The sequence below is a fragment of the Verrucomicrobiia bacterium genome (genome assembly GCA_035765895.1).
GTDB lineage: Bacteria > Verrucomicrobiota > Verrucomicrobiia > Limisphaerales > DSYF01 > DSYF01.
This window is the reverse complement of the sequence record DASTWL010000019.1, coordinates 42578-63462: the sequence shown is the minus strand read 5'-3', so window position 1 is coordinate 63462 and position 20885 is coordinate 42578. Positions and strand designations below refer to the sequence as shown.

The window sequence follows — 20885 nt, the reverse complement described above, 5'->3', positions numbered from 1 at the left end:
TTGGGGCGCCGCGCCATCAGTTCGAGCTTGGCTTGCTCTTCGGGCTGCAAGGTCAATGGTTTCAAAGGGCGACCGGTGCTCATGCCCCCACCTTCGCAGGTCGCACGCATTATTGCACGAACTAATCACTCACCACACTAGCCCAACCGAGATTGCCGCCAAACTGGGATTTTCAATGCACCAAGTTGTTCCACCCAAACCGGCCCGATAGCGGCCAATACACAAAGCACGACCGGCCAATCACGTTGGACTTCGGAAACGCACCCCACGCCCGTGAGTCAAAGCTGTTCATGGTGTTGTCACCCATGACCATCAGATAATTCTTCGGCACGTCGTATTCCGACGAAGCATCTTCAAAATGTGGCGCCAACGGATGCTGGTAGCCAATCTGGTTGGCCACGAACTGGTTTACGTGGCCTGAGAACTGGCTGTCACGCGGCGGATCCTTGGGGTCAAAGCCATAAACGAATTCAAAATGCGGCGTCGAGGCGTCGAGGCGATTGCCATTGATGCGCAAATGCCGGTCATTGCCGATCTGAACGCGGTCACCGCCCAAGGCCACAAGCCGTTTGATGTAAAACTGGTCCTGCGGTAGCGGATAGATGCCCTTGGTTTCGAACACGATGATTTCGCCGCGCCGGGGCGGACGGAAATTGTAGGTAAAACGGTCCACGAACAAATGATCGCCGCTCGTGATCCGGATTTTGAAGACATCCTGGCCGGCGCGGAAATGTTCACCGTCCCGGACGCCCGCCCGTTGTTCCAACGTGGCACTGCCGAGATCGGGCGGAAACCAGAGCGTGTGCGCCCGGCCGTTGAACCAGATGGTCTGTTTGATGTTGAAGATCAGCAGTCGTGTCGGGGCGCTGACGCCGTTCAAAACACCGTCTGCCGGCGCTACAAAATGGATGTAGGAATCGCCGGCCAACCATTGTCTCACGCGTTCCCAGCCCGTGGGAGGAGTCAGGCTGTCCCGCCGCTTTGCCTCTTCGCGGGCCTTGACCATTTGCTCCGACGGGTCGTCCGTTTCCGCCGCGATTTTGCTGAAATCGGGCACGGATGTGATGCCAAACAAGGTCGGCTGCATGGAACCGGTCGGAATCTTGAACGGTTGCAGGAAGAACGTGCGAATGCCCATGGCGACTGCCAGCGCCACGAGCAGGACTTCGACATTTTCGCGCCAGCCGGCATTGGGATAGGGCTTCAGCCATTTGTTGGCCGCCTCTTCAAGTCGTCCCATGTAGGTCTTGAGCATGGGCCGGTTGGCGCCTTCGCGGAGCGCCTGATTCAGGTTGGCCATGGCGCCCTCGATGCCGGCGATGGCCTCGGCATCCAGAATGTCCCGCTGGTGCTGCAACAATTTCCAAACGTGGCGTTTCATGGCCGACGCCTCGCGGACGGTTTTGGATAGGAACCAGCGAATAATTGTCATTGTCTCAGCTCCCCTGCCCTTGACTGGATGGCGTTGGCGGCATGCGTCAGGCCTTGAGCACCTCGATGAACGCTTCCTGCGGAATGTTCACGGACCCGATCGACTTCATGCGCTTTTTGCCCTCTTTCTGCTTCTCCAGCAATTTGCGTTTCCGGGAAATGTCGCCGCCATAGCACTTGGCCGTCACGTCCTTGCGGAACGCGCTGACGGTTTCCGAGGCGACAATCTTGCCGCCGATGGCCGCCTGGATCTTGATCTGGAATTGCTGCCGCGGGATGACCTCTTTCAGCTTTTCAGCGAGCGTGCGTCCCCTGCCCTCGGCTTTGGACCGGTGCACGATGCAGGAAAACGCATCCATCGGCTCGCCGTTCACGAGCATGTCCAGCTTGACCATGTCGCTCTCCTCGTAATCCGCCGGCTCGTAGTCCATGGAACCAAAACCGCGCGTGATGCTTTTGATGCGGTCGTGAAAATCGATGAGGATCTCGTTGAGCGGAATCACCGACGAAAGCATGACGCGCCGGGCATCGAGCGTTTCCGTGTGGTCCACCAGGCCGCGCTTTTCAGCGATCAAGGCCATGATGTCGCCGATGTTTTCGTTCGGGCAGATGACGAAGGACTTCACCATCGGTTCCTCGATTTTTCCGATGTAGGTGACTTCGGGCATGAAGGCCGGGTTGTCCACTTCCTTCATCGTGCCGTCGGTGAGATGAACTTTGTAGACCACGCTGGGATACGTGGCGATGATGTCCATGTTGTATTCGCGGCGCAGCCGTTCCTGGACGATTTCCAGGTGCAGCAGCCCGAGAAAACCGCAGCGAAAGCCGAATCCGAGCGCCACCGAGGTTTCGGACGAATAGACAAAGGCCGAATCGTTGAGCTTCAATTTGGCCATGGAGGACTTCAGGGCCTCGTAGTCCGCAGTGTTGATCGGATAAATGCCGCTGAACACCATCGGATGGATTTCTTTGAAGCCGGGCAAAGTGCCGGAGGGGTGCCGCGCGTCCGTGATGGTGTCCCCCATCTGCACGTCGCTGGGGGATTTGATGTTGGCCGTGATGTAACCCGTCTCGCCGGTTTCCAGCTTTTCGCGCGTGTAGGGCTTCGGATTGAAGCTGCCGACTTCCTTGACCTCGTAGTTTTTGCCGGCGTGCAGGAGACGAATCATCATGCCGGGCTTGATTTCACCATTGAACACGCGGACGTGCGTGACGACGCCCTTGTATGTGTCGAAATAGGAATCGAACGCCAGCGCCTGCAGGCTGGGCTCACCGGTGGGTTTCGGCGGCGGCACGCGCTCGACAATCGCCTCAAGGATGTCCTCGATGCCGATGCCTTCCTTGGCGCTGCACGGGATGGCCCATTCGCTGGGCACGGCGAGAACGTCTTCCAGTTGCTGTTTGGCCTGCGGCACGTTGGCGTGCGGCAGGTCAATCTTGTTGATGACGGGAATGATTAGGAGGTTCTGCTTTGAGGCGAGGTGGAAGTTGGCCACCGTCTGGGCCTCGACACCTTGGGCGGCATCGATGACCAGCAACGCACCTTCGCACGCGCTCAGGCTGCGGGACACTTCATAAGCGAAATCCACGTGGCCTGGGGTGTCGATGAGATTCAACTCGTAGGTCTCCCCGTTTTTCGCCCGGTAATGCATCGTGACCGGATGAGCCTTGATCGTGATGCCCCGCTCCCGTTCCAAATCCATCGCGTCAAGCAGCTGATCTTCCATGTCCCGGGTTGCGATGGTGCCCGTGCGGTGAAGCAAACGGTCACTCAACGTCGTCTTCCCATGGTCAATGTGGGCAATGATGCTGAAGTTTCTAATGTGTGCGGCGTCCATCGTCGGTCGTGTCGAAATGCCGTCCGGCTGAACCCAGTCACGGACCGCATTCCCGAGCGGCAAAAGATACTGCGGAAGCGCGTGAAAGAAAGGTAAAAGTCCCCCGTCCGCGAGGGAACGTCGGGAAAAAATGGACTATGGAATGGACTAGGGACTCTCGAAAAGTGGTGCCAGGGGAGGGAATCGAACCCCCGACCAAAGGCTTATGAGTCCTCTGCTCTACCCCTGAGCTACCCTGGCAACAAAGCGGCGCCCACAATCCAAAACCAAGCCCCGCCTGTCAAACCGAATGATGCCTAATTTTGGCTCCATTCCACGAGCTGGTTGTTGGCATCGAACGTGAGCCGCAGGATTTTGTCGCGGCCGCCGGAGCCAACCGTTTGGGAAACCCCGACGCCCGTATGGCGGCTGAAACTGCCAATGCCGAAGGTGACGCCGCTGCCGCCGGTGTGTCCGACCACCCATTCCGCTACGCTGCGGCCATCACTCAACCTGGCCTGCCGGTCGGGCGGGCCCAGTTCGACCACCGCCTGATCATAGGTGTAGCGGCCAATCCGGCTGCTCCAGTCCACTTTGGGCTTGGTGGCGCAACTCGTCACCGCGCCGCCCGCGAGAAGGCTGGCGAACAAAACGAGCAACGGCACACGAAGTTTCATGGCGCCAAGGTAGTCCCGTCGGGGAGGTTTGCAACTGGCCGCTGTTCAAAGCTCACGTGTCTCACCGGGCTGCATCAGGTGCAAGGTTTTGCCGGCCGCCTGAAATTGCTTTCGCGCCGCTTCATGATCGATCTGGATGGGGGGAAAGGTGTCGTAATGCAGACCCAACACGTTTGTGCATTTCACAAAATCGGCGGCACGAATCGCGTCCGCCACGCCCATGGTGAAATTGTCGCCGACGCAAAGCGCGGCAAATTTCAAGACCGTCGTTTCGCCAATCAACTGCATGTCGAGCGTCAGGGCCGTATCGCCCGAGAAGTAGAAATTGCCGTCGGCACTTTCGATCACAAAGCCGCCCGGATTCCCGCCATAGCTGCCATCGGGCAGCATGCTTGAATGCACGGCATTAACGTATTTCACGCGGCCAAATTCAAAGTCGCGTCGGCCGCCATGGTTCAGCGGATGCGTGCGGGTCAGGCCCTTGGCGGTGAGCCATTCGACAATTTCAAAGTTGGAGATGACAAGTGCGCCCGTGCGCCGGGCGATGTCGATGGCATCAAGAATGTGGTCGTCATGTCCGTGGGAAACCAGGATGTAATCGGCGGGAATGCGGCTGACATCCACCTGCTTCGCCAACGGATTGCCGGAAATGAAGGGATCGAAAAGCAGGTGCCGGCCTCCGGCAAGCACTCCAAAACAAGAATGTCCGTAATAGGTTACTTTCATGGTCAGGCCCAGTCGCGGCAAAAGGTTTGCCCGCTCGGTTGTGCGACAAATATAACCGCCTCCCCGCCGCCGCCAAAACGAAAAAGGCCGGCGGGAAAGATTCCGCCGGCCGTGGAAAAAAACGAAAGATCAGGCGAGCGCCGCCTCATCCTCACCATCGAGGAAACCTTGCAGGTGCCGCACGCGCGTTGGGTGGCGCAGTTTGCGCAGCGCCTTCGCTTCAATCTGCCGGATGCGTTCGCGGGTGACGTTATACATCTTGCCGATTTCCTCGAGCGTGCGTTCGTAGCCGTCCACCAGCCCAAAACGCATTTCGAGAATTTTCCGCTCGCGCTCGGTGAGCGTCATCAACACGTCGGCCAATTTTTCCTTCAACAGGCTGTAGCTCGTGACGTCCGAGGGATTTTCCGCGCTCTTGTCCTCGATGAAATCGCCGACGCTGACATCGCCGTCGTCACCGACCGGTGCATGGAGCGAAATGGGCTGTTGCGCCATCTTCAGCAACGCGTTGATGCGCGTCACCGGCATGTGCATTTCGTCGGCGAGTTCTTCCGGCGTTGGTTCGCGGCCCAGTTCCTGGGTCAGATGCTTCTGGGCGCGCCACAGCTTGTTCATGATTTCGATCATGTGCACCGGAATACGAATGGTGCGCGCCTGATCGGCAATTGAACGCGTGATGGCCTGCCGGATCCACCAGATGGCGTAGGTCGAAAACTTGTAGCCGCGACGATACTCAAACTTCTCCACGCCCTTCATCAGGTCGATGTTGCCTTCCTGAATCAGATCCAGAAAGGACTGGCCGCGGTTCGTGTATTTCTTGGCCACGGACACCACGAGGCGCAAATTGGCCTCGGCCATGTGGGTCTTGGCCTTGTGCGCCTCGTCGGCGGCCTTCTTTAGATCCGAAAACGCCTGGTAAAACTGCTCGCGCGGCATCCGGACCAGCAACTCGAGCGCAGCAATTTTCCCCTGCTCCGCCTTGATGGCCGCCAGCAGTTCGGGCGATTTGCGCTGCTTTTCCAGATCGTCCACGACCCGCAGGCTCATCTGGAATTTTTCGTGGATGTTGCCTGCGACCACGATCATTTCCTCCAGCGCCTTCTGTTTGTAGTAAAACTTGGGGAAAGTTTCCTGCAGCTTCTTGTCCAGCTTCAAAAATTCCTTGTGCGCCTTTTCCTTGCGGGCTTTGACGCTGAGCTTTTGCCAGGACATGAACTTCTCATCGACCTGGGCGTCCAGGGTGCGCACCTTTTTGATCAGATTGCGGAGGTCTTTGAGATGGCCGTCGCGGTTGGGGATCTTCTTGTCCACGACGACGCGGTCGAAGCGTTCCTTGGGCGGCTCGGAGAGAAGCTTTTCGGCAATCGCAATATGCTCCTTGGCGGCGAAACCAAAGCTGTAAACGATGCGCTTCATCTCCAGCTCGGCGGTTTCAATGCGCTTGCAAATCTCGACCTCCTGTTCGCGGGTGAGCAGCGGCACCTTGCCCATCTGGTTCATATACATCCGGACCGGATCATCCAGGATGTCGAGCCGCGCGTCCTCGTCCTCCTCAGGCTGTTCGGCAGGCTTGTTCCGCTCGACTTCGCTCTGGTCCATGATCTCGATGTCCATGCTGCGGAGCTTCGTCAGCACTTCGTCGAGTTCCTCCGGCGACAAGCCTTCGGGAAGGAGGTCGTTGATGTCGTCGTAAGTCAGGTAGCCGTTTTCGTGGGCAAGGTGAACGAGCGCCTTCATCGTCTCGTTCAAATCCACGCGCGTCAGGCCGGGCACCGCTTCGCCCAGAGGACCGGCCGCCAGCGGCACGGGCGCGGCCGGAGGCTGGGCGGCAGGTTCATTGACGGGAGCGTTCTTGCCGCGGGTTTCTTTGCGGGCGGGCTTGGGATCGGCCGGTGCGGGGGCGGCTTTGCTGGGCGGGGCTTTGCGCGCTTTGACCGCCGGCCGCTTGGAGGCAACGTGTTTCGTTGTCTTGCTGACTTTCCGTTTCAACATAAAAAATAAGCGAACTCAGTTCTCGAATCTAAAACAGGCTCCGCAACTGTCCATCGTCCAATCAAACGACACGCGTCCCCTGCTCGGATGAACAGCGGAACTTGCTGGGCGGCAACCCCACCACACGCGGTCATTTTGGTTTGGACGACGCGTTTTGTCTCGGGTGGTTTGCTGGTTTTGAACGTGCAGGCATTTAGCGACCCGCCCGACTCCTCATTTCAGACCCCGGACAAAGGGGCATAATAGGCGGAAGCGCGCGAAAACTCAATTTGAAACTGGCAGTAAGCCCGGTCACACGCCTTTCCCGCCTTAACGCCATCGGCCGGGACACGAGGAGACGTTGATCTTCTAAATAAAAGCCTTATCTTTTTGAATTAAAGCAGCTTAAAACAATTGCAAGTCCTAGCGCGACACGTCAAAAACCAGTTGTCCGTCTTCCACGGCGATGCGGCCAACGCGTTGCAGCGATTCCTTGGTGGCGGCATTGGTGCCCACGTCTCGTGCGAAGTTTTGTTTGCGCAGCCAGGTCATGTAATGCTCCGGCAATTTGATGCCGTTCACCGTCACGTCACGGACCGTCACGGCGAAGTCGCCTTCCTGCGCGCTCACATTCAACGTCCCCGCGCCATTGAGGTAACGCCCGCGAAACAGCGGCATCCCCAAATCCTCAAACGGCACGCTGAACTGGCCGGCGATGACGTTGCTCTGCAAGGTCACATAGACGTGATTGCTCAACCACGAGTCGCTGATCAGCGCATTGAGATCGCGGGCGGTCAGGACGAGTTGCGCATTGGTCCGCCCGGCTTGTGCGTGGCTCAGGAAGGAATCGATGCGCTTGTGCAGCGCGTCAAGTTCAGGCGGCGCGTAACGGACCACCGGCAGGCTGACCGGCTCCTTCTGCGCGAATTGCTCCATGAACTGGCGCGCCTTGCGGAAACCAAAGTAGGTGGCCACGCCGATGATCAAGGCGAACCCGACGAAGATGCAGGACATCCAGAGCAGGCAGCTCCGGCAACCGGAACGATTCTTTGACATGACTTTTGCAGCGCGCTAACGGCGGGGCCGCCTGACTTTGAACGTCATGTTGGGCTGCAGCGGCGGCGGCAGCGGAACGGGCGCCCGTTTGAGCAGTTCCCCCAGTTTCTCCAGCGGGGCCCACTCGGATGATCCCTCGGTTTGCACCAGAGTCTTGCCATCAATACGGTCTTCCGCCAGCCATTGCAAAAGCTTTTCCCCGCGAATCGGGCCGTAAACCTTTTTGTCATCGCCCACGACCTTGTAGAGCCCGGTCCGGATGATGTGCCGTGCAAAATCCTTGGCCGCCTCCACGACCAGTTCCTTCGGCGTCTCCGCCTGCGGATGGGCGGCGGCGATTTTTTCGACCTGCTGAATGATCTGCTCCGCTTTGCTGGCGATTTCGCCAATTTTGGTCTCCGGAAACTTCATTTCGCCCAGCGTGAATTCCTTCAAATTGCCGACGACCGTTTCCGCCTGGTCCAGACCAACCTTCAAGGACTGGGTGAAATCCGACGCGGGAGCGATCTGCGGGGCGCTCAACGTTTCATAGCCGTTGACGATCCATTCCAGCCTGCCGCTCGACACGTCCATCAACAGGCCGTGCACGGGAACTTTCGGTCCCAACAACGGGCTTCGGCGCACGATGTCACAGCCTTTGATGACATTCTGCCGTTCGCTGGCAAACACGCCGAAAAACTCGTTGAGATTTTCCGGGAGCTTGGCGCGGTCCACGCCCAGCTTGGCGAAGCTGTCCAGCAACTGCAGGGTGCTGCTTTTGGCCACCTGACAATCCGAATGGCCGATGACAGCCACTTCCCGGCCGCCCTTCACGGCGCACGCCAGCGCCAGCGAACGCATCGTGCTGCTGAGCGGTCCGGTGATGATGTTCCCCGCGTTGCGCAGCCAGATGAATTTCTCTTCTGGCACGCCGAGCATTTCGGGGATGAGTTTGTTCAGCCGGGCGTCGATGCAGGTCAGCGCCACAAGCGGCAGCGCGTCGGCAAGCTCGGCCGCGAGCGGCTCGGGCCGGCCGCCGCCGGACACAGCGCGCTCATTGGCGGTGACGATGGCTTCGAGGAGGCGCATCTATCGTTTGGGAAGGAACCAGTGAATGTAGCCGCACTTGGCGCACACGTAGCTAATGCCTGAGGAATTCGCCCAGTCAAAATTAAAAAAAGACGCGGCCGCCGTGTTCAATTGTGCCTCGCGTTTCCAGAAGCTGTCGAACCCGCACACCAGGCATTTCAACTCGCGCCCTTCCACGTTCACACAAACCGGCTCTGACGTGAAGAAACTCATGTCGGTCACTTCTCCACGGCAACATCCTTCGCCATCGCATTTTTCAGCGCGGGCACCTGCTCCAGCAGTTTTTCAAACTTCACGCCAGTCAGGCTTTCCAGCACGGGCGGCAATTGCGCGATGATTTGCGTCACGTCGCCGGTGAGCTTGCTGGCGCCCCCCCCGCCGTTGCCGCTGTTGATGATGGTGATCTTGTCGGTCTTGGCCAGCGGTTCGCTGATCTTGCCCGCGATTTCCGGGAGCACTTTGACCAGCATTTCAATGACGGCCGCTTCGTTGAATTTCTGGAAGGCTTCCGCCTTGAGCCGTGTGGCTTCCGCCTGCGCCCGGCCTTGCGCTTCAATGATGGCGGCCTCGGCAAGACCCTTGGCCTTGTTCGCCTCGGCCTCCGCCAGACCTGTTGCCTTGTTCACATCCGCGTTGGCAAAACCTTGCGCCTTGGCGGCCGCCGCCGCACCGGCGGCTTCGGTTTCCAACTGGAATTTCTTGGCGTTTGCCAGGGTCTCCACCTTGTAGCGTTCGGCATCAGCCGGTCTTTGAACGGTGGCCTCGAGTTCGCGCTGCTTGCGCTTGATTTCCTGTTCCTGCAGCTCGATCTGCTTCTGCTTCTCGATGATGGTGACCTGCACTTCCTCGGCTTTTACGAGCTGGCCGGTCTTGTATTTCTGCAAATCATAGGCGAGGTCGGCCTCGGCCTTTTTCTGATTCACCGTGGCCTGGTAGCCTGCAACATTGCTCTGATAATCTCGTTGCGCCTCGGCAATCTTGGAATCGGCGGCAAATTTGGCCTCCTGCCCGGCCTGCGTGGCCTGGGCTGACTTGATGGTTGCGTCACGGTCCGCTTCGGCCTGCGCGATCTGCGCGTCGCGTTTCACCTGCGCGATGCGCGGCTTGCCGAGCGCGTCGAGGTAGCCCTGGCTGTCCCGGATGTCGCGAATCGTGAAGCTGACGATGCCGAGCCCCATGTTGGCCATGTCGCCGGCAGCCACTTCCTGCACCTTGGAGGCAAACGCGTCGCGGTTCTGGTAAATTTCCTCGACGGTCATCGTGCCGAGAATGGCGCGCAAATGGCCTTCGAGCGTTTGCGTGGCAATGTTGCGAATCTCGTCCTGGGTCTTGCCAAGGAACTGTTCAGAAGCCGTGGCAATTGAGATGTCGTCGCCCTTGACCTTGATCTGGGCCACGCCGTCCACCTTCACGGGCACACCCTTGCTGGTGTAAACTTCCGGCGTCTGCACATCAATGGTGAGCAGTTCGAGCGAGAGGATGTCCACCTTTTCAAGGACTGGCCAAACAAGAACGCCGCCGCCCTTAACAATTCGGAAACCGACGTGTCGCATGGTTCCGTCGGGATCAATTATCTTGCGTTTACGCCCTGAAATGACGAGCACCTGATTGGGACCAACCTTGGTGTAGCGGCTGGCAAAAATGCCGCCGATGATGAACAATATGACAACGACGACGCTGCCGATGGCAATCGCACGCATCCATGGGATGTCAGCAAACATGGGAATCAGTTCCATAACGAGTCTCTGTTCTTCGATTTGAGTTTTAGTTCAACGGTTCCACATAAAACTGGGTTCCGACTATGCGCGTAATTTTGACCGGGCGCCCTCCCGTGATGGGTTGGCCCGTCTCCGTCCGAGCTGGCGCTGTGTAACGCGTTCCGCCCTGAACGTAGGCGATTTCACCAACGCCCTGTTCGGGTATTGGGCTGATGACAGAAGCCGTCTGACCAACCAGTGTTGCCACGCGAGATTCACTTGAACTTTGGGCACGCGTAAAAACCACATTAAAAACCCACACAACCGCGAAGGCAAAACAGACAGCGCATGCGATGGAGAGCGGGGCGCTAATCCAGACGCTCTGTGTCGCTTTAATATCGCTGAAAATAATTCCAAACCCGCCGAAAGCAGTTAGAAAACTTGCCAGCACCAAAGGGCTGAAGAACGAAATCCCGGGTATTCCGCTATCGTCGAACCCTGCCTCAGCGTGCCCCCCTGTCCCAACATCACCACCGTCGTGACCTCCAAAGAAGTGGCCTGCGATAGCGCTGACCAAGGTGAACAGCAGCCCAACAACTAGGCAGATTGCATAGATAAACATAGTCCCTCGCTGATCTGCCCGAGTTAATGCCCGGGCAGCGCCTCAAGCAAGCCAGAACCCATTTTCAGCAGCTTCCCTTAAATTTGAATTAGTCAGTCCAAGTCCCGCTCGTTTCGCGGTCATCACTTCACCACACTCCAGCGCCATTTTTACCCCCTTTGGCCTTCAGACCGCAGTTACAATGCTTCGGCGTCTCTGTAGTCTTCCGCCTTGAATTACCCGGCCGCCTTCGTCAACCCTCCCGCCCATGCAATCGCACGAGATTCTCCGGGAGGTCCTCAAAACGTCGAGCGCCAAACAGGTAGCCGCCGATCTCGGCCTGTCGCTGTCGATGATTTACAAATGGGCGGAGTCCGACGACGGCTCGGGCAGCGGCGCCGTCAATCCGCTCGACCGCCTCGAGGCCCTGATCAAAAGCACCAATGACCTGCGCCTTGTGCATTGGATCTGCCAGCGTGCCGGCGGCTTTTTCATTCGCAATCCCAAGACGGCCCTCGCGCATCCTGATTTTCTGATTCCAGCAACGAACGAAATCGTGCAGGAGTTCGCCGATTTGCTCGCGGTCATCGCCACGGCGGCGGCGGACAACCACATCAGCCCGACCGAAGCGAAGCATATTCGGGCCCGTTGGGAGGAGTTGAAGTCGGTGACGGAGACGTTTGTGGCGTGTTGTGAACAGGGCAACTTTGCCCGGTTGAAGGAAGCCGCCGCGGAAGTCCCCCTGCTGCCGGCGCACTAAAAGGGACGGCAGTCAATCGCCACGTTGAACACGGCTGACTCGCCGGGCTGCAACAGCGACTGGTTTTGTTTCACGTTGCCCGACTCGACGCACACCATCCGCTGAAATTCGTCGTCGGCCAGATCCTTCAGCTGGCGGGCTTTCTCCACCCAGGGATTCCAGACCACGGTCGAAAGGGAATTTTGCTTGGCCACTTCAATGACCCGGCCCAGGCCGTGGTCCACAATGCTGACCGTCTGGGGCGCGTTGACGTAAATGCGGTCCACCTCGCCCTTGAACCGGATTGCCGGCGGCAGCTCTTCCTTCGATTGAAAGGCGTCCGTGGCATCCAGATAATGCGCGCCCTGCAGTCCCACAACTTCCGTTTTCGCGATGTCGCTGACGGCAAAATAGGAATGCAAGCAGGCTTCGGCGGACAATGCTCGTTGGGCATCGACGTTCGTGAGCTTCAATTCCAGCTCCAGCATGTCGCCAACCAGCACCTCGTATTCGGCCACGAACTTCGGCCAGTCGGCGGCCTCAGACACTTCGGGCAGCCGGAAACGCAGCCGGGCAAAATCCTCGCCGGAGAATCCGACTTCCAGCAATTCCCACTCCGCAGTTCGGGCGAAGCCGTGCGAAGCCTGGCCAGCGCGGCTGCCGAACCACGGCAAAATGACCGGGACACCGCCACGAATCGCCTTGCCGCGGGCGAACTCTGCCTGCCGGCTCAGAAACAAGACGGGTTGCTCGCCGTGGCGTTGATAATGGGTCACGTGCGCGCCGTGCAGGTAGATGTCCGCCAGCGCACCGGCCGTTTCCACGCGCAACAGGGGCAGTCCGCCCTGCCCGGTCCGGAAGGTTATTTTGGCGCCTGCCATGATGGCCTCACTTCTCCAGCGTGCCGAGGTAGCGTTCACAGTCAATTGCCGCGGCACAGCCCATGCCGGCGGCGGTGATGGCCTGGCGATAAACCCGGTCCGAGCAGTCGCCGGCCACAAATACGCCCGGCACATTCGTTGCCGAACCGGCCCTGGTCTTCAGGTAACCGGCTTCGTCCATGTCGAGCACGCCCTGAAACAGTTGCGTGTTGGGCACGTGGCCAATCGCCACAAACACCCCCGCGCAGTCCAGCGTGGATTCGGCGTTGGTTTTCAGATTCCTCAAACGCACGCCCGTCACTTTGTCCTGCTTCACGTCCAAGACCTCGGTCACCACCGTATCCCACACGGGCTTGATCTTGGGATTCGCCAGCGTGCGCTCGGCCATGATTTTAGAGGCGCGCAACTGGTCGCGCCGGTGAATCAGGTAAACCGTCGAGGCAAAGCGTGTGAGATACATCGCCTCCTCGCACGCGGAATCGCCGCCGCCTACGACGACCAACGGCTGGTTGCGGAACATCGGCAGGGCACCGTCGCACGTCGCGCAATACGTCACGCCCTTCTTGTCGAGCAAATGTTCACTGTCGAGTCCGAGGTGGCGATGTCCGGCGCCCGTGGCAATGATGAGCGACTTTGTCTGCACGTTTTCTCCATCCACCACCAGGGTGAACGGCGCGCCGCTCAAATCCACCTTTTCAACCGTGGCAAATTTGACGCGGGCGCCGAAACGCTCGGCCTGTTTTTGCAGGCGGGTCATCAGTTCATAGCCATCCACGCCCTCGGGAAAGCCGGGGAAATTTTCCACGATGCTCGTGGTGGTCAGCAGTCCGCCGGGCATGGTGCCGGTCAGGACCAACGGATTGAGGTTGGCGCGCGCCGTGTAGATGGCCGCGGTCAAACCGGCGCAGCCGGTGCCGATGATGATGACATTTTCCATGGTCGTCGCTCGTCAGTTCTGTGCAACCTGCGAGGCGGGCGACAATACGCGAGCTTCGACCAAAAGTGAAGGGCGGGCTTGATTTAATTGGCAGAAACGCCCGGCGGGAAGGCCGCCGGGCGCAAATTCCGCACTACCGAAAGAGCCACCCGCCCTATTTGCCGTCGGCGGACGATTCGGCGGTCGCGGTGCTCACTTCGTTGGTCGCGCCCTTTTCGTCCTTTTTCTCCACCAGCAGCTCGCTGCGGTTCTTGATGAGCGAATCGAGCGTGTAGCTGGGCACCAAATACGTCCACCCTTCAAACGCCTTTTCCTTGCCCAGTTTGTCATCCAGCTTTTTCAAGTTGTCCGCGAATTCCTTGTCGAGCTTGGTCTTGTCCTCGGCCTTCTCGTCCTTGCCCGGCGTGCGGGTGCGCGGGAAGGTGCCTTCGACGCCCACGGTCAACACCTCATCGTCGTTGGTTTTATTGCCCACCTTCAGCGTGTAGTGGAAGCCATCAAACGTCTCAAGCTGAATGGTCGTGGGGTGATCCAGGCCCACGGCTTCGGGTTTGGGTGCCACCAGAACATCGTTGAACGTGGGCGAGGACAGCGCCCAACTGAAGCCGCTGGTTTTGCTGGAATCGAGCTTTTCCTCGGGCTTGGCGTCCGCCAGCACCCAGTCGGTGCCGGTTTCGTTCGTGCGCGACACGCTCCACGAATTCGTCGCCACCGTATGGGTGACCGAGATGGCTTTGATTTTTTCAACCTTCAGGAAATCCTTGTCGAGCCAGGATGCCGGCGCGGGCGTCAAATTGGAGAGCGGATCCGAAACCAGCACGGCGATGTCCTTCGCATCACCGACCATCAGCCAGCGGCCAATCGGAATGCCGCCGGCCGCGCCAAACTGGTCTTCCTCGCCCGACTGGCGCATCTGTGATTTCCCGAGCAGCAACGAGTTCAGCAGCTTGCCCTTTGCGTCGCGGAATTCGACGGCGGTTCCGGTGCCGTTGGTGCCGGCGCCACCGGGCGGCAGCAATTCCAGGCGCGCCCGTTGCGAAGCGCCGATTGGCTCGGTCTGAACGGGCTTGAGGTCGCGCAGCTTCAGAATGGCGCTGCTAAGCTGTGCGTAATTGGCCGGATAATTCCCGCGTTCCTTCACCCGCCAGGTTTCGGATTGTTTGACGAGATTCACCTCGTTGGTCCCCTGCCGAATGACCACCTGGGCCAGCGATTCGCCGACGGGCAGGTCGCTGAGCAGGCTGGCCTTGGATGACGTGCCGCCCGCCCAGGAGGCTTCCTGCTTTTTGTAGAGCATCCAGCCGCCCAGCCCGACGGCCGCCACCAAAACGATCAAAATCGTAAGCTGATTCTTGTTCATTTCGCTCCTTGCTTCTTGCTCTTGACCACGGCGAGCACGATGCCAAACAGGCTGACCAGCACCGGCATCGCGAGAATGTTCGTCCACTTGATGTTGTTCTCCATCGAAACAATGTCCTGGTTCAGCTTCTTGCGGACCTCCTTCAACTGCTTGCGCACGCTGGCTTCCTGGTCCTGAAATTTTTGCAATTCCTGCTCCTGCTCGGGCGACAGGATGAACCGCTGGCTCTTGTCGCTCTTCTGCGCCTGAAGCTCGTTCAGCCGCTGCTGGGTGTCCGTCAGGCTTTGTTCCAGCTTGGCGATTTCCGCCTGGTAACGCGCGTTGGCCTCCGCCTCCTTTTGCTTGACGACTTCAAACGGCCGGTTCAACACGGCCCGGCTGCGCACCTGGATCAAATTCTTGTCGCCAGCCATCTGCTCCACGCAGTTCTGCGCGAAGGTCAGATTCGCATTCAACGCCTGGGCCAGCCGGCCAAAAGGCGTGTTCATGGTCTGCACGGCAAAGTTGTCGTAAAGCAGGTCGGAGTCGCCCACCAGAATCACGGCGTTCTCATCCTTGCATTCCTTCAACGTGTTGGTCGTGGTGCTGGTGGCATTGGTCGAACCGTCGCCGGGTTCACCCTCCGGAAAAGCCGTCTTGAACTTGCCGGTGAGGCGCACGGTCAGCGTCTGCTCCTGGTCGGCCGACTTGAAGTCCTTGAGGATCTGGTCGCCGCCGAAGCTCGCCATCATGCCGTCCACCAGCTCCGAATCCTTGGTGCTGTGAAAGAGCACGGTTTCCTTGAGGCCGGCCGCCGGCGTGCCGGTGAATGCGCCCGCCATGGGCAGCCAGATGTTGTCAATCTCGCTGGTCGTGATGTCGTTGTTGTTCATTTCCTTCTTGGTCACGGACAACCACGTGGGTTGGCGCATGGGTTCGCCGGTGCGGCCGCCCAGTTCCATCAGAAGATTCACGTCGGCCACGACCTTGGTGGAAAAGGAAAGCCCCCACGCCTTGAGCAGCTTCTCCAGATTCGAACTGCTGCCCGCGCTCATCCCGCCCATCATCGGGTTCTGACCGCGGCTGTCCACGACCGAGTAAGGATCGAGGAACGCAATCAGCTTGCCCCCGCGCATCACGAACTGGTCAATGGCGAACTGGGCCTTGTCCGAGATCTCCTTGGGATGGATGACCAGCAGCACCTTGATGCCGTCGTCAATCTTGTCGGCCGTCATTTCGACGCGCTTCACGTCGAAGTCCTGTTTCAATTCGTTGATGAGAATCCACGGCTCGCTGCCGCGCTGGCCCATTTGCATCATCATCGGGTTGGCGGGCTGGCCCCAAATGGGCAGGCTGCTCATGACGCCGATGACCGGCTTGGCCGGATTTTCAACCCGGGAAATGGCGCGGGCGACGTCGTATTCAAGCAGGCGCTCGCGATTGGGCGGCAGCGGCACGGCCTGTTTTTCATCCAACTGGCTCACCGCCAGCCCCAGATAGAACGGTTCGCCGGTGCCCAGCTGTTCCGGCTCGATGCCGTCAAAGCGCGCCTTGTCCTCCGCATCCGAATCCGGCAACGGATTGAACTTCTCAATGATGACTTTTCCGTGTCCGGCCTGGCGGAATTCCTCCAGCAAGTCCTCGACGCGGCGGGCGTAGCTCTTGAGAAACACCGTCTCGGGCGTGGATTGTTCGCTTTGCGTGCAGTAGAACCGGATTTTCACCGGTGTATCGAGCTTTGCCAGAATGGCCTTTGTGCCCGCGGACAGCGTGTAGGCCTTTTCCTCGGTAAGATCGACGCGCTTCTTGAACGCCCCGGTGATGACGTTGAAACCGATCAGAATGACCGCCATCGCCAGGATGCCAACGGTCGAATAGAGAATTGTCTGGAGACCTTTGTTCTTCATGCTTCCTTCTCTCTTAGCCCGCGCGGTGACCGCGCAAAATGACGCTTGTGCTGAACAGCGAAAACCCGATCACGGACAGGAAGAAAATCACGTCACGCGAATCCAGGATGCCCTTCTGAAAGCCCTCGAAGTGGGTGATGAAACTGAACGAAGCCACAAAGTCCACCAACTTGGGGCTCGCGATGTTTTCCAACAAGCCGATCACCGGGCCGAAGCCGCACAGAATCAGGAACAGGCAGGCCATCACCGAGATGATGAAGCTGACGACCTGCGTGCGGGTCATGGCGGACGTCAGGCAACTGATGGCAAGATACGCCCCGCCCATCAGCCAGCTTCCAACGTAGGCCGCGAAGATGACGCCGTTGTCGGGATGCCCCAGATAGTTCACCGTGATGACCACCGGGAAGGTCAGAATCAGCGCGACGCCCAGGAACAACCAGCTGGCGAGGAATTTTCCCGCGATCGCCTGCCAGGCCGTGATGGGCATGGTCAGCAGCAGCTCGATGGTGCCCACGCGGCGCTCCTCCGCCCACAACCGCATGCCCACCGCCGGCACGAGGAAGAGGTAAAACCACGGATGCCAGTTGAAGAACGGCTGCACCAGCGACGCCTGACCGCGTTCAAAGAACGCGCCCAGCGACGACGAGAACGTGAAGAAACCGCACAGGATGAGAAAAATCACAATGAACACATACGCGAGCGGCGAGGTGAAGTAGGCGCTCAATTCGCGCTTCGCAATGGTCTTGATGTTGGCAACGGCGCTCATCGGGCCACCTCCTTGGCCGTGTCCGGCATGGTGATGCTGCGGAACACCTCGTCGAGCCGCCCTTCTTCCGTGTGCAGTTCTTCAATTTTCACACCGTTCAAAGCCTCGCCAATGGCGCGGGCAAATTCGCCGTTCACCGGCGGCGCTTTTGGGAAGGCGCGCACGGTGGCTGACTTGCCGTTTTCGCTGACCACAATGCAGCGTTTGACGCCGGCTACCGCCTGAAGTTTTTGTGAGATTGCGCTGGCGGCCACGCCCGCCACGCGGACGGTCACCGCGCCGGCCAGATCGGACTTCCGGCGCAGTTCGGCCGGAGTGCCGTTGGCCACCACGCGGCCCCGGTCGATGATGATCGCCCGCGAGCAGACGGCATCCACCTCCTCGAGAATGTGGGTGGAGAAGATGATCGCCTTTTTCTCGCCCATGCGCCGGATCAAATTGCGCACCTCGTGCTTTTGATTCGGATCGAGGCCGTCGGTCGGCTCGTCCAGGACGAGCACGTCGGGATCGTGGATGATGGACTGGGCGAAGCAGGTGCGATGGCGGTAGCCTTTGGACAACGTTTCCACGCTCTGGTGCAACACAGCTTCGAGAAAGCACATTTCAACGACGCGGTGCACCGCCTGCTTGCGCGCGGCGCCGGTCAGACCGCGAATCTCCGCGGTGAAATTTAGAAAGCCATGCACCGTCATGTCCGTGTAGGCCGGCGCGCTCTCGGGCAGATACCCGATCAATCGTTTGGCCGGAATCGGGCGGGCCAGCATGTCGTGTCCGCCAACGGTCACCCGCCCCGCACTGGGCGGAATAAAGCCAGTAATCATGCGCATGGTGGTGGATTTTCCCGCACCGTTTGGTCCGAGAAAGCCCAGCACCTCGCCGCGCTCGACGGAGAAGCTCACGTCGTCCACGGCCCGCTTGGTGCCAAAGACTTTCGTCAATTTTTCAACTTTGATCATGGTCGTGCTTTCAAAAAATCTCCGGAAGAGTGCCCGCGCCCGTGCGCCCGCGCACGAAGCCAGCCGCGCCCCTGCCCGTGTGACGTTTAGATTGCCCTGCTATAGATGCGTTCAAAAAAATTTGCGCCCCAGCCAATGGCGACCTGGCCGCGCCCAATCTGCCCCCCACCGCCGGCATCTGGGCCGGCGCTTCAGAGCTTTTCGCGGCCGCCGTAGCCCGATTCCAGATCGTGCCAATATTCAATGTCGGCCTCTCCGTTTTCCCAGCAGAGAAACACTTCCCGGCCGCCGATGAGCGCGGGAAAATCAATCAAGCCGCGATCGGCGTCCTTGATGAAGATCTCACGACTTTGAAATTCCATGATCACATGCTGGATATCGGCCATGGTCCGCACCCAGTCGTTCACGGTCTGGCCGCCACGGTCGGTGCCGGCATCAAGCAGGGTTTCGACGCGTTGATCATGCTTGCGCAGGCTGGCGCGCAGCACGGCGAGTTGCCCGAGCCATTCGCGAATTTGCGGCAGCAGGGTGCGCGCTTCCTCGCGGGTGTAATGCTTGGTGAATTGGTGTCCCATTTGCCCGAACAGCCTTAGTGCGCCGCCGGCAGCGCGTCCAACTTCTTCCGGATGGTGTCATCGGGCCCCAAGTTCAGCGCCTTGGTCCAGGCGTCGCGTGCTTTGGTCGCGTCGCCTTGCGCCGCGTAGATGTCGCCGAGGTGGTCGTAAAGGGTGGCATCCATTTCATGGTCCTCCTGCGCCTGGGCGATGGCGTGGAGCATCACGGGCAGGGCTTCCTGCGCGCGGCCCTGCTTGAACAGCACCCAGGCCAGACTGTCAAGATACGCGCTGTTGTCGGGCTCCGCCTTGACGGCCTGGTCGATCAACGCCCGGGCGCGCTCCAGGTTTTCGCCGCGTTCCGCCCACATGAAGCCCAGGTAGTTGGCGGCCTCTGGAAACTCCGGTTTGAGCGCGAGCGCTTTCTCGAGGTATTTCACCGCTTCCGAATAGTCACCCTTCCGTTCCAGTGCCGAGCCCATTTGGAAATAGAACAAGGGCGTCAGGCGCTTCGGGTCCGTGGCCCGCGCCATCACCTCGGCCGAAGTGTAACGCTTGACCGCCTCCGCATATTTGCCGATGCGGGCATTGGCCACGCCGAGCAGGAACTCCGAAACAAAGTTTTCACCAAATTTCTTCTGCGCCTGTTCCAGCGTCCGGAAGACGGCATTGGTCTCGCTGCTGCCCAACTGGGACGCGGCCAGATCGTAGTAAGCCTGTTCGAACTTGGGGTTGAGCACGATGGTTTTGCGATACATCTCCTCCGCGTGTTCCGAGTCGCCCGCTTCGGCATACAGGAGCGCAAGGTAATAGTGCGCCTGCATGTTGAGCGGGTCGCTGGCCACCATCGCCCGCAACTGTTCGATGGCCTTGCCCCGATCCTTGCCGCGTAGATAGATGTCCGTCAATTTGGCCCGCAAGTTTTCCTGGAGCATGGGCGCCTGCGGCACCTCGGCGAGGAGTGCCTGATACAGCGTGGCCGCCTCATCAGCCTCCCCGGCGGCGTTGAACGCATCCGCCAGCCGCAGGCGGGTGTGCAGGTTTTCCGTCGCTGTTGCCTTTGCCCGTTGCAGCAACGGCCGCAGGCGCGCCTGCACATTCGTCCGGGTGGACGGTGCGGCGGTTTCCAAATTCAAATACAACTCGGCGAGCCCCACCAGGAACTCCGCGTTGACATCCTTCTGCTTCGCGGCGGCGTCGAGCACGTTCAAGGCTTCCAACGGCCGGCCGGCCTGCACGTGTCCGACGTAGAGGTTCTGGTAACCGGCCAGCAGTTGGGGCGACTTTTTGATCGCGCGCTGGTTGGCAGTGACGGCCAGGTTGGTTTCGCCCACCTGCGCATAGGCGGTCCCCAGCAGCACGTCCAGCATGGCGGAGGCCCCGGGCTGGGACGCGCCCAGCTTGAGCAGGTCCAGCGCCCGGTCCGGCTTCTTTTGCAGGAGCCAGCGGCGGGCAATCTCGACAACGAGCTGCTCGTTGCCGGGATCAAGCCGGGCGGCGCGGTCGAATTCGTCCAGTGCCGGCGCGGGTTCCCCCTGCAACTCGTAAAGGGCGCCCTGCGCGTAGTGCGCATGCGCCTCCGCCTGTCGCTCCATCGCGCGTTCCGATTGGACCGTGGCCCGCGCGTCGGCGGTGCGGGACACCGAACGACACGCCACCAAGGCAACGCAGGCGAACAGGCCCGTTACGAGGAAGGTCAGCCGGGATGTCATCGGCTCATAATACACTAGGCGGCAACCCAGTGAAATGGGCGCCGCCGTGT

Annotated in this window: 18 protein-coding genes and 1 tRNA gene; 1 reads left to right on the top strand and 18 read right to left on the bottom strand. The window is 59.6% G+C overall.

The features are described 5' to 3' along the window. Positions 1–172: 172 nt before the first annotated feature. The 10 genes from lepB to VFV96_04350 form a co-directional block, all read right to left on the bottom strand. Complete coding sequence (gene lepB / locus VFV96_04395) at positions 173–1381, bottom strand: signal peptidase I (protein HEU5069638.1); 1209 nt, start codon at positions 1379–1381, stop codon at positions 173–175. Between the two features lie 97 nt (positions 1382–1478). Further along, positions 1479–3269: a translation elongation factor 4 gene (lepA, locus tag VFV96_04390; protein HEU5069637.1), complete on the bottom strand. Its 1791-nt coding sequence runs from the start codon at positions 3267–3269 to the stop codon at positions 1479–1481. Between the two features lie 165 nt (positions 3270–3434). Further along, positions 3435–3509 (bottom strand) — tRNA-Met (locus VFV96_04385). Positions 3510–3565: 56 nt separating this feature from the next. Further along, positions 3566–3925: a hypothetical protein gene (locus tag VFV96_04380; GenBank protein HEU5069636.1), complete on the bottom strand. Its 360-nt coding sequence runs from the start codon at positions 3923–3925 to the stop codon at positions 3566–3568. 45 nt (positions 3926–3970) lie between these two features. Then, positions 3971–4651 (bottom strand): metal-dependent hydrolase, encoded by a 681-nt coding sequence (locus tag VFV96_04375; protein HEU5069635.1) that lies wholly within the window; start codon positions 4649–4651, stop codon positions 3971–3973. A gap of 129 nt (positions 4652–4780) precedes the next feature. Further along, positions 4781–6643: an RNA polymerase sigma factor RpoD gene (gene rpoD / locus VFV96_04370; GenBank protein ID HEU5069634.1), complete on the bottom strand. Its 1863-nt coding sequence runs from the start codon at positions 6641–6643 to the stop codon at positions 4781–4783. Between the two features lie 402 nt (positions 6644–7045). Beyond that, on the bottom strand, positions 7046–7678 hold the full coding sequence (locus VFV96_04365) for a hypothetical protein (protein HEU5069633.1): 633 nt from the start codon (positions 7676–7678) through the stop codon (positions 7046–7048). Positions 7679–7693: 15 nt separating this feature from the next. Beyond that, on the bottom strand, positions 7694–8746 hold the full coding sequence (locus VFV96_04360; GenBank protein HEU5069632.1) for a carbonic anhydrase: 1053 nt from the start codon (positions 8744–8746) through the stop codon (positions 7694–7696). Positions 8747–8964: 218 nt separating this feature from the next. Next, on the bottom strand, positions 8965–10467 hold the full coding sequence (locus VFV96_04355) for an SPFH domain-containing protein (protein ID HEU5069631.1): 1503 nt from the start codon (positions 10465–10467) through the stop codon (positions 8965–8967). Positions 10468–10510: 43 nt separating this feature from the next. Beyond that, the gene (locus VFV96_04350) at positions 10511–11065 is read right to left on the bottom strand and encodes an NfeD family protein (protein ID HEU5069630.1); all 555 of its coding nucleotides are present in this window, start codon (positions 11063–11065) and stop codon (positions 10511–10513) included. Positions 11066–11312: 247 nt separating this feature from the next. On the opposite strand from VFV96_04350, the gene VFV96_04345 reads away from it, so the two are divergent. After that, positions 11313–11804, top strand: coding sequence for a phage regulatory CII family protein (locus VFV96_04345; GenBank protein HEU5069629.1), 492 nt, complete (start codon positions 11313–11315; stop codon positions 11802–11804). On the opposite strand, the gene VFV96_04340 is transcribed toward VFV96_04345, so the two are convergent. From VFV96_04340 to VFV96_04305, 8 genes are all read right to left on the bottom strand, one after another. Then, complete coding sequence (locus VFV96_04340; GenBank protein HEU5069628.1) at positions 11801–12664, bottom strand: D-hexose-6-phosphate mutarotase; 864 nt, start codon at positions 12662–12664, stop codon at positions 11801–11803. The genes VFV96_04345 and VFV96_04340 overlap by 4 nt on opposite strands. A 7-nt stretch (positions 12665–12671) precedes the next feature. Next, positions 12672–13601 (bottom strand): thioredoxin-disulfide reductase, encoded by a 930-nt coding sequence (gene trxB, locus VFV96_04335; protein ID HEU5069627.1) that lies wholly within the window; start codon positions 13599–13601, stop codon positions 12672–12674. Positions 13602–13755: 154 nt separating this feature from the next. Continuing rightward, positions 13756–14961 carry a DUF4340 domain-containing protein gene (locus tag VFV96_04330; protein ID HEU5069626.1) on the bottom strand — a complete coding sequence of 402 codons (1206 nt, stop codon included), beginning with the start codon at positions 14959–14961 and terminating at the stop codon, positions 13756–13758. After that, positions 14958–16847 (bottom strand): Gldg family protein, encoded by a 1890-nt coding sequence (locus tag VFV96_04325; protein HEU5069625.1) that lies wholly within the window; start codon positions 16845–16847, stop codon positions 14958–14960. The genes VFV96_04330 and VFV96_04325 overlap by 4 nt, the downstream gene beginning before the upstream one ends. Positions 16848–16860: 13 nt before the next feature. Next, positions 16861–17613: an ABC transporter permease gene (locus VFV96_04320; GenBank protein ID HEU5069624.1), complete on the bottom strand. Its 753-nt coding sequence runs from the start codon at positions 17611–17613 to the stop codon at positions 16861–16863. Beyond that, positions 17610–18569 carry an ATP-binding cassette domain-containing protein gene (locus tag VFV96_04315; protein HEU5069623.1) on the bottom strand — a complete coding sequence of 320 codons (960 nt, stop codon included), beginning with the start codon at positions 18567–18569 and terminating at the stop codon, positions 17610–17612. Before VFV96_04315 ends, VFV96_04320 begins: the two co-directional genes overlap by 4 nt. A 191-nt stretch (positions 18570–18760) precedes the next feature. Then, positions 18761–19144 (bottom strand): DUF2203 domain-containing protein, encoded by a 384-nt coding sequence (locus VFV96_04310; protein ID HEU5069622.1) that lies wholly within the window; start codon positions 19142–19144, stop codon positions 18761–18763. A gap of 14 nt (positions 19145–19158) precedes the next feature. Then, positions 19159–20835, bottom strand: a complete 1677-nt coding sequence (locus VFV96_04305) for a tetratricopeptide repeat protein (GenBank protein HEU5069621.1) — start codon at positions 20833–20835, stop codon at positions 19159–19161. Positions 20836–20885: the final 50 nt, after the last annotated feature.

Bases quoted from the DNA above. Each gene is read 5' to 3' on its own strand.
- lepB (HEU5069638.1), bottom strand. From the start codon at position 1,381: ATGAAACGCCACGTTTGGAAATTGTTGCAGCACCAGCGGGACATTCTG.
- lepA (HEU5069637.1), bottom strand. From the start codon at position 3,269: ATGGACGCCGCACACATTAGAAACTTCAGCATCATTGCCCACATTGAC.
- VFV96_04380 (HEU5069636.1), bottom strand. From the start codon at position 3,925: ATGAAACTTCGTGTGCCGTTGCTCGTTTTGTTCGCCAGCCTTCTCGCG.
- VFV96_04375 (HEU5069635.1), bottom strand. From the start codon at position 4,651: ATGAAAGTAACCTATTACGGACATTCTTGTTTTGGAGTGCTTGCCGGA.
- rpoD (HEU5069634.1), bottom strand. From the start codon at position 6,643: ATGTTGAAACGGAAAGTCAGCAAGACAACGAAACACGTTGCCTCCAAG.
- VFV96_04365 (HEU5069633.1), bottom strand. From the start codon at position 7,678: ATGTCAAAGAATCGTTCCGGTTGCCGGAGCTGCCTGCTCTGGATGTCC.
- VFV96_04360 (HEU5069632.1), bottom strand. From the start codon at position 8,746: ATGCGCCTCCTCGAAGCCATCGTCACCGCCAATGAGCGCGCTGTGTCC.
- VFV96_04355 (HEU5069631.1), bottom strand. From the start codon at position 10,467: ATGTTTGCTGACATCCCATGGATGCGTGCGATTGCCATCGGCAGCGTC.
- VFV96_04350 (HEU5069630.1), bottom strand. From the start codon at position 11,065: ATGTTTATCTATGCAATCTGCCTAGTTGTTGGGCTGCTGTTCACCTTG.
- VFV96_04345 (HEU5069629.1), top strand. From the start codon at position 11,313: ATGCAATCGCACGAGATTCTCCGGGAGGTCCTCAAAACGTCGAGCGCC.
- VFV96_04340 (HEU5069628.1), bottom strand. From the start codon at position 12,664: ATGGCAGGCGCCAAAATAACCTTCCGGACCGGGCAGGGCGGACTGCCC.
- trxB (HEU5069627.1), bottom strand. From the start codon at position 13,601: ATGGAAAATGTCATCATCATCGGCACCGGCTGCGCCGGTTTGACCGCG.
- VFV96_04330 (HEU5069626.1), bottom strand. From the start codon at position 14,961: ATGAACAAGAATCAGCTTACGATTTTGATCGTTTTGGTGGCGGCCGTC.
- VFV96_04325 (HEU5069625.1), bottom strand. From the start codon at position 16,847: ATGAAGAACAAAGGTCTCCAGACAATTCTCTATTCGACCGTTGGCATC.
- VFV96_04320 (HEU5069624.1), bottom strand. From the start codon at position 17,613: ATGAGCGCCGTTGCCAACATCAAGACCATTGCGAAGCGCGAATTGAGC.
- VFV96_04315 (HEU5069623.1), bottom strand. From the start codon at position 18,569: ATGATCAAAGTTGAAAAATTGACGAAAGTCTTTGGCACCAAGCGGGCC.
- VFV96_04310 (HEU5069622.1), bottom strand. From the start codon at position 19,144: ATGGGACACCAATTCACCAAGCATTACACCCGCGAGGAAGCGCGCACC.
- VFV96_04305 (HEU5069621.1), bottom strand. From the start codon at position 20,835: ATGACATCCCGGCTGACCTTCCTCGTAACGGGCCTGTTCGCCTGCGTT.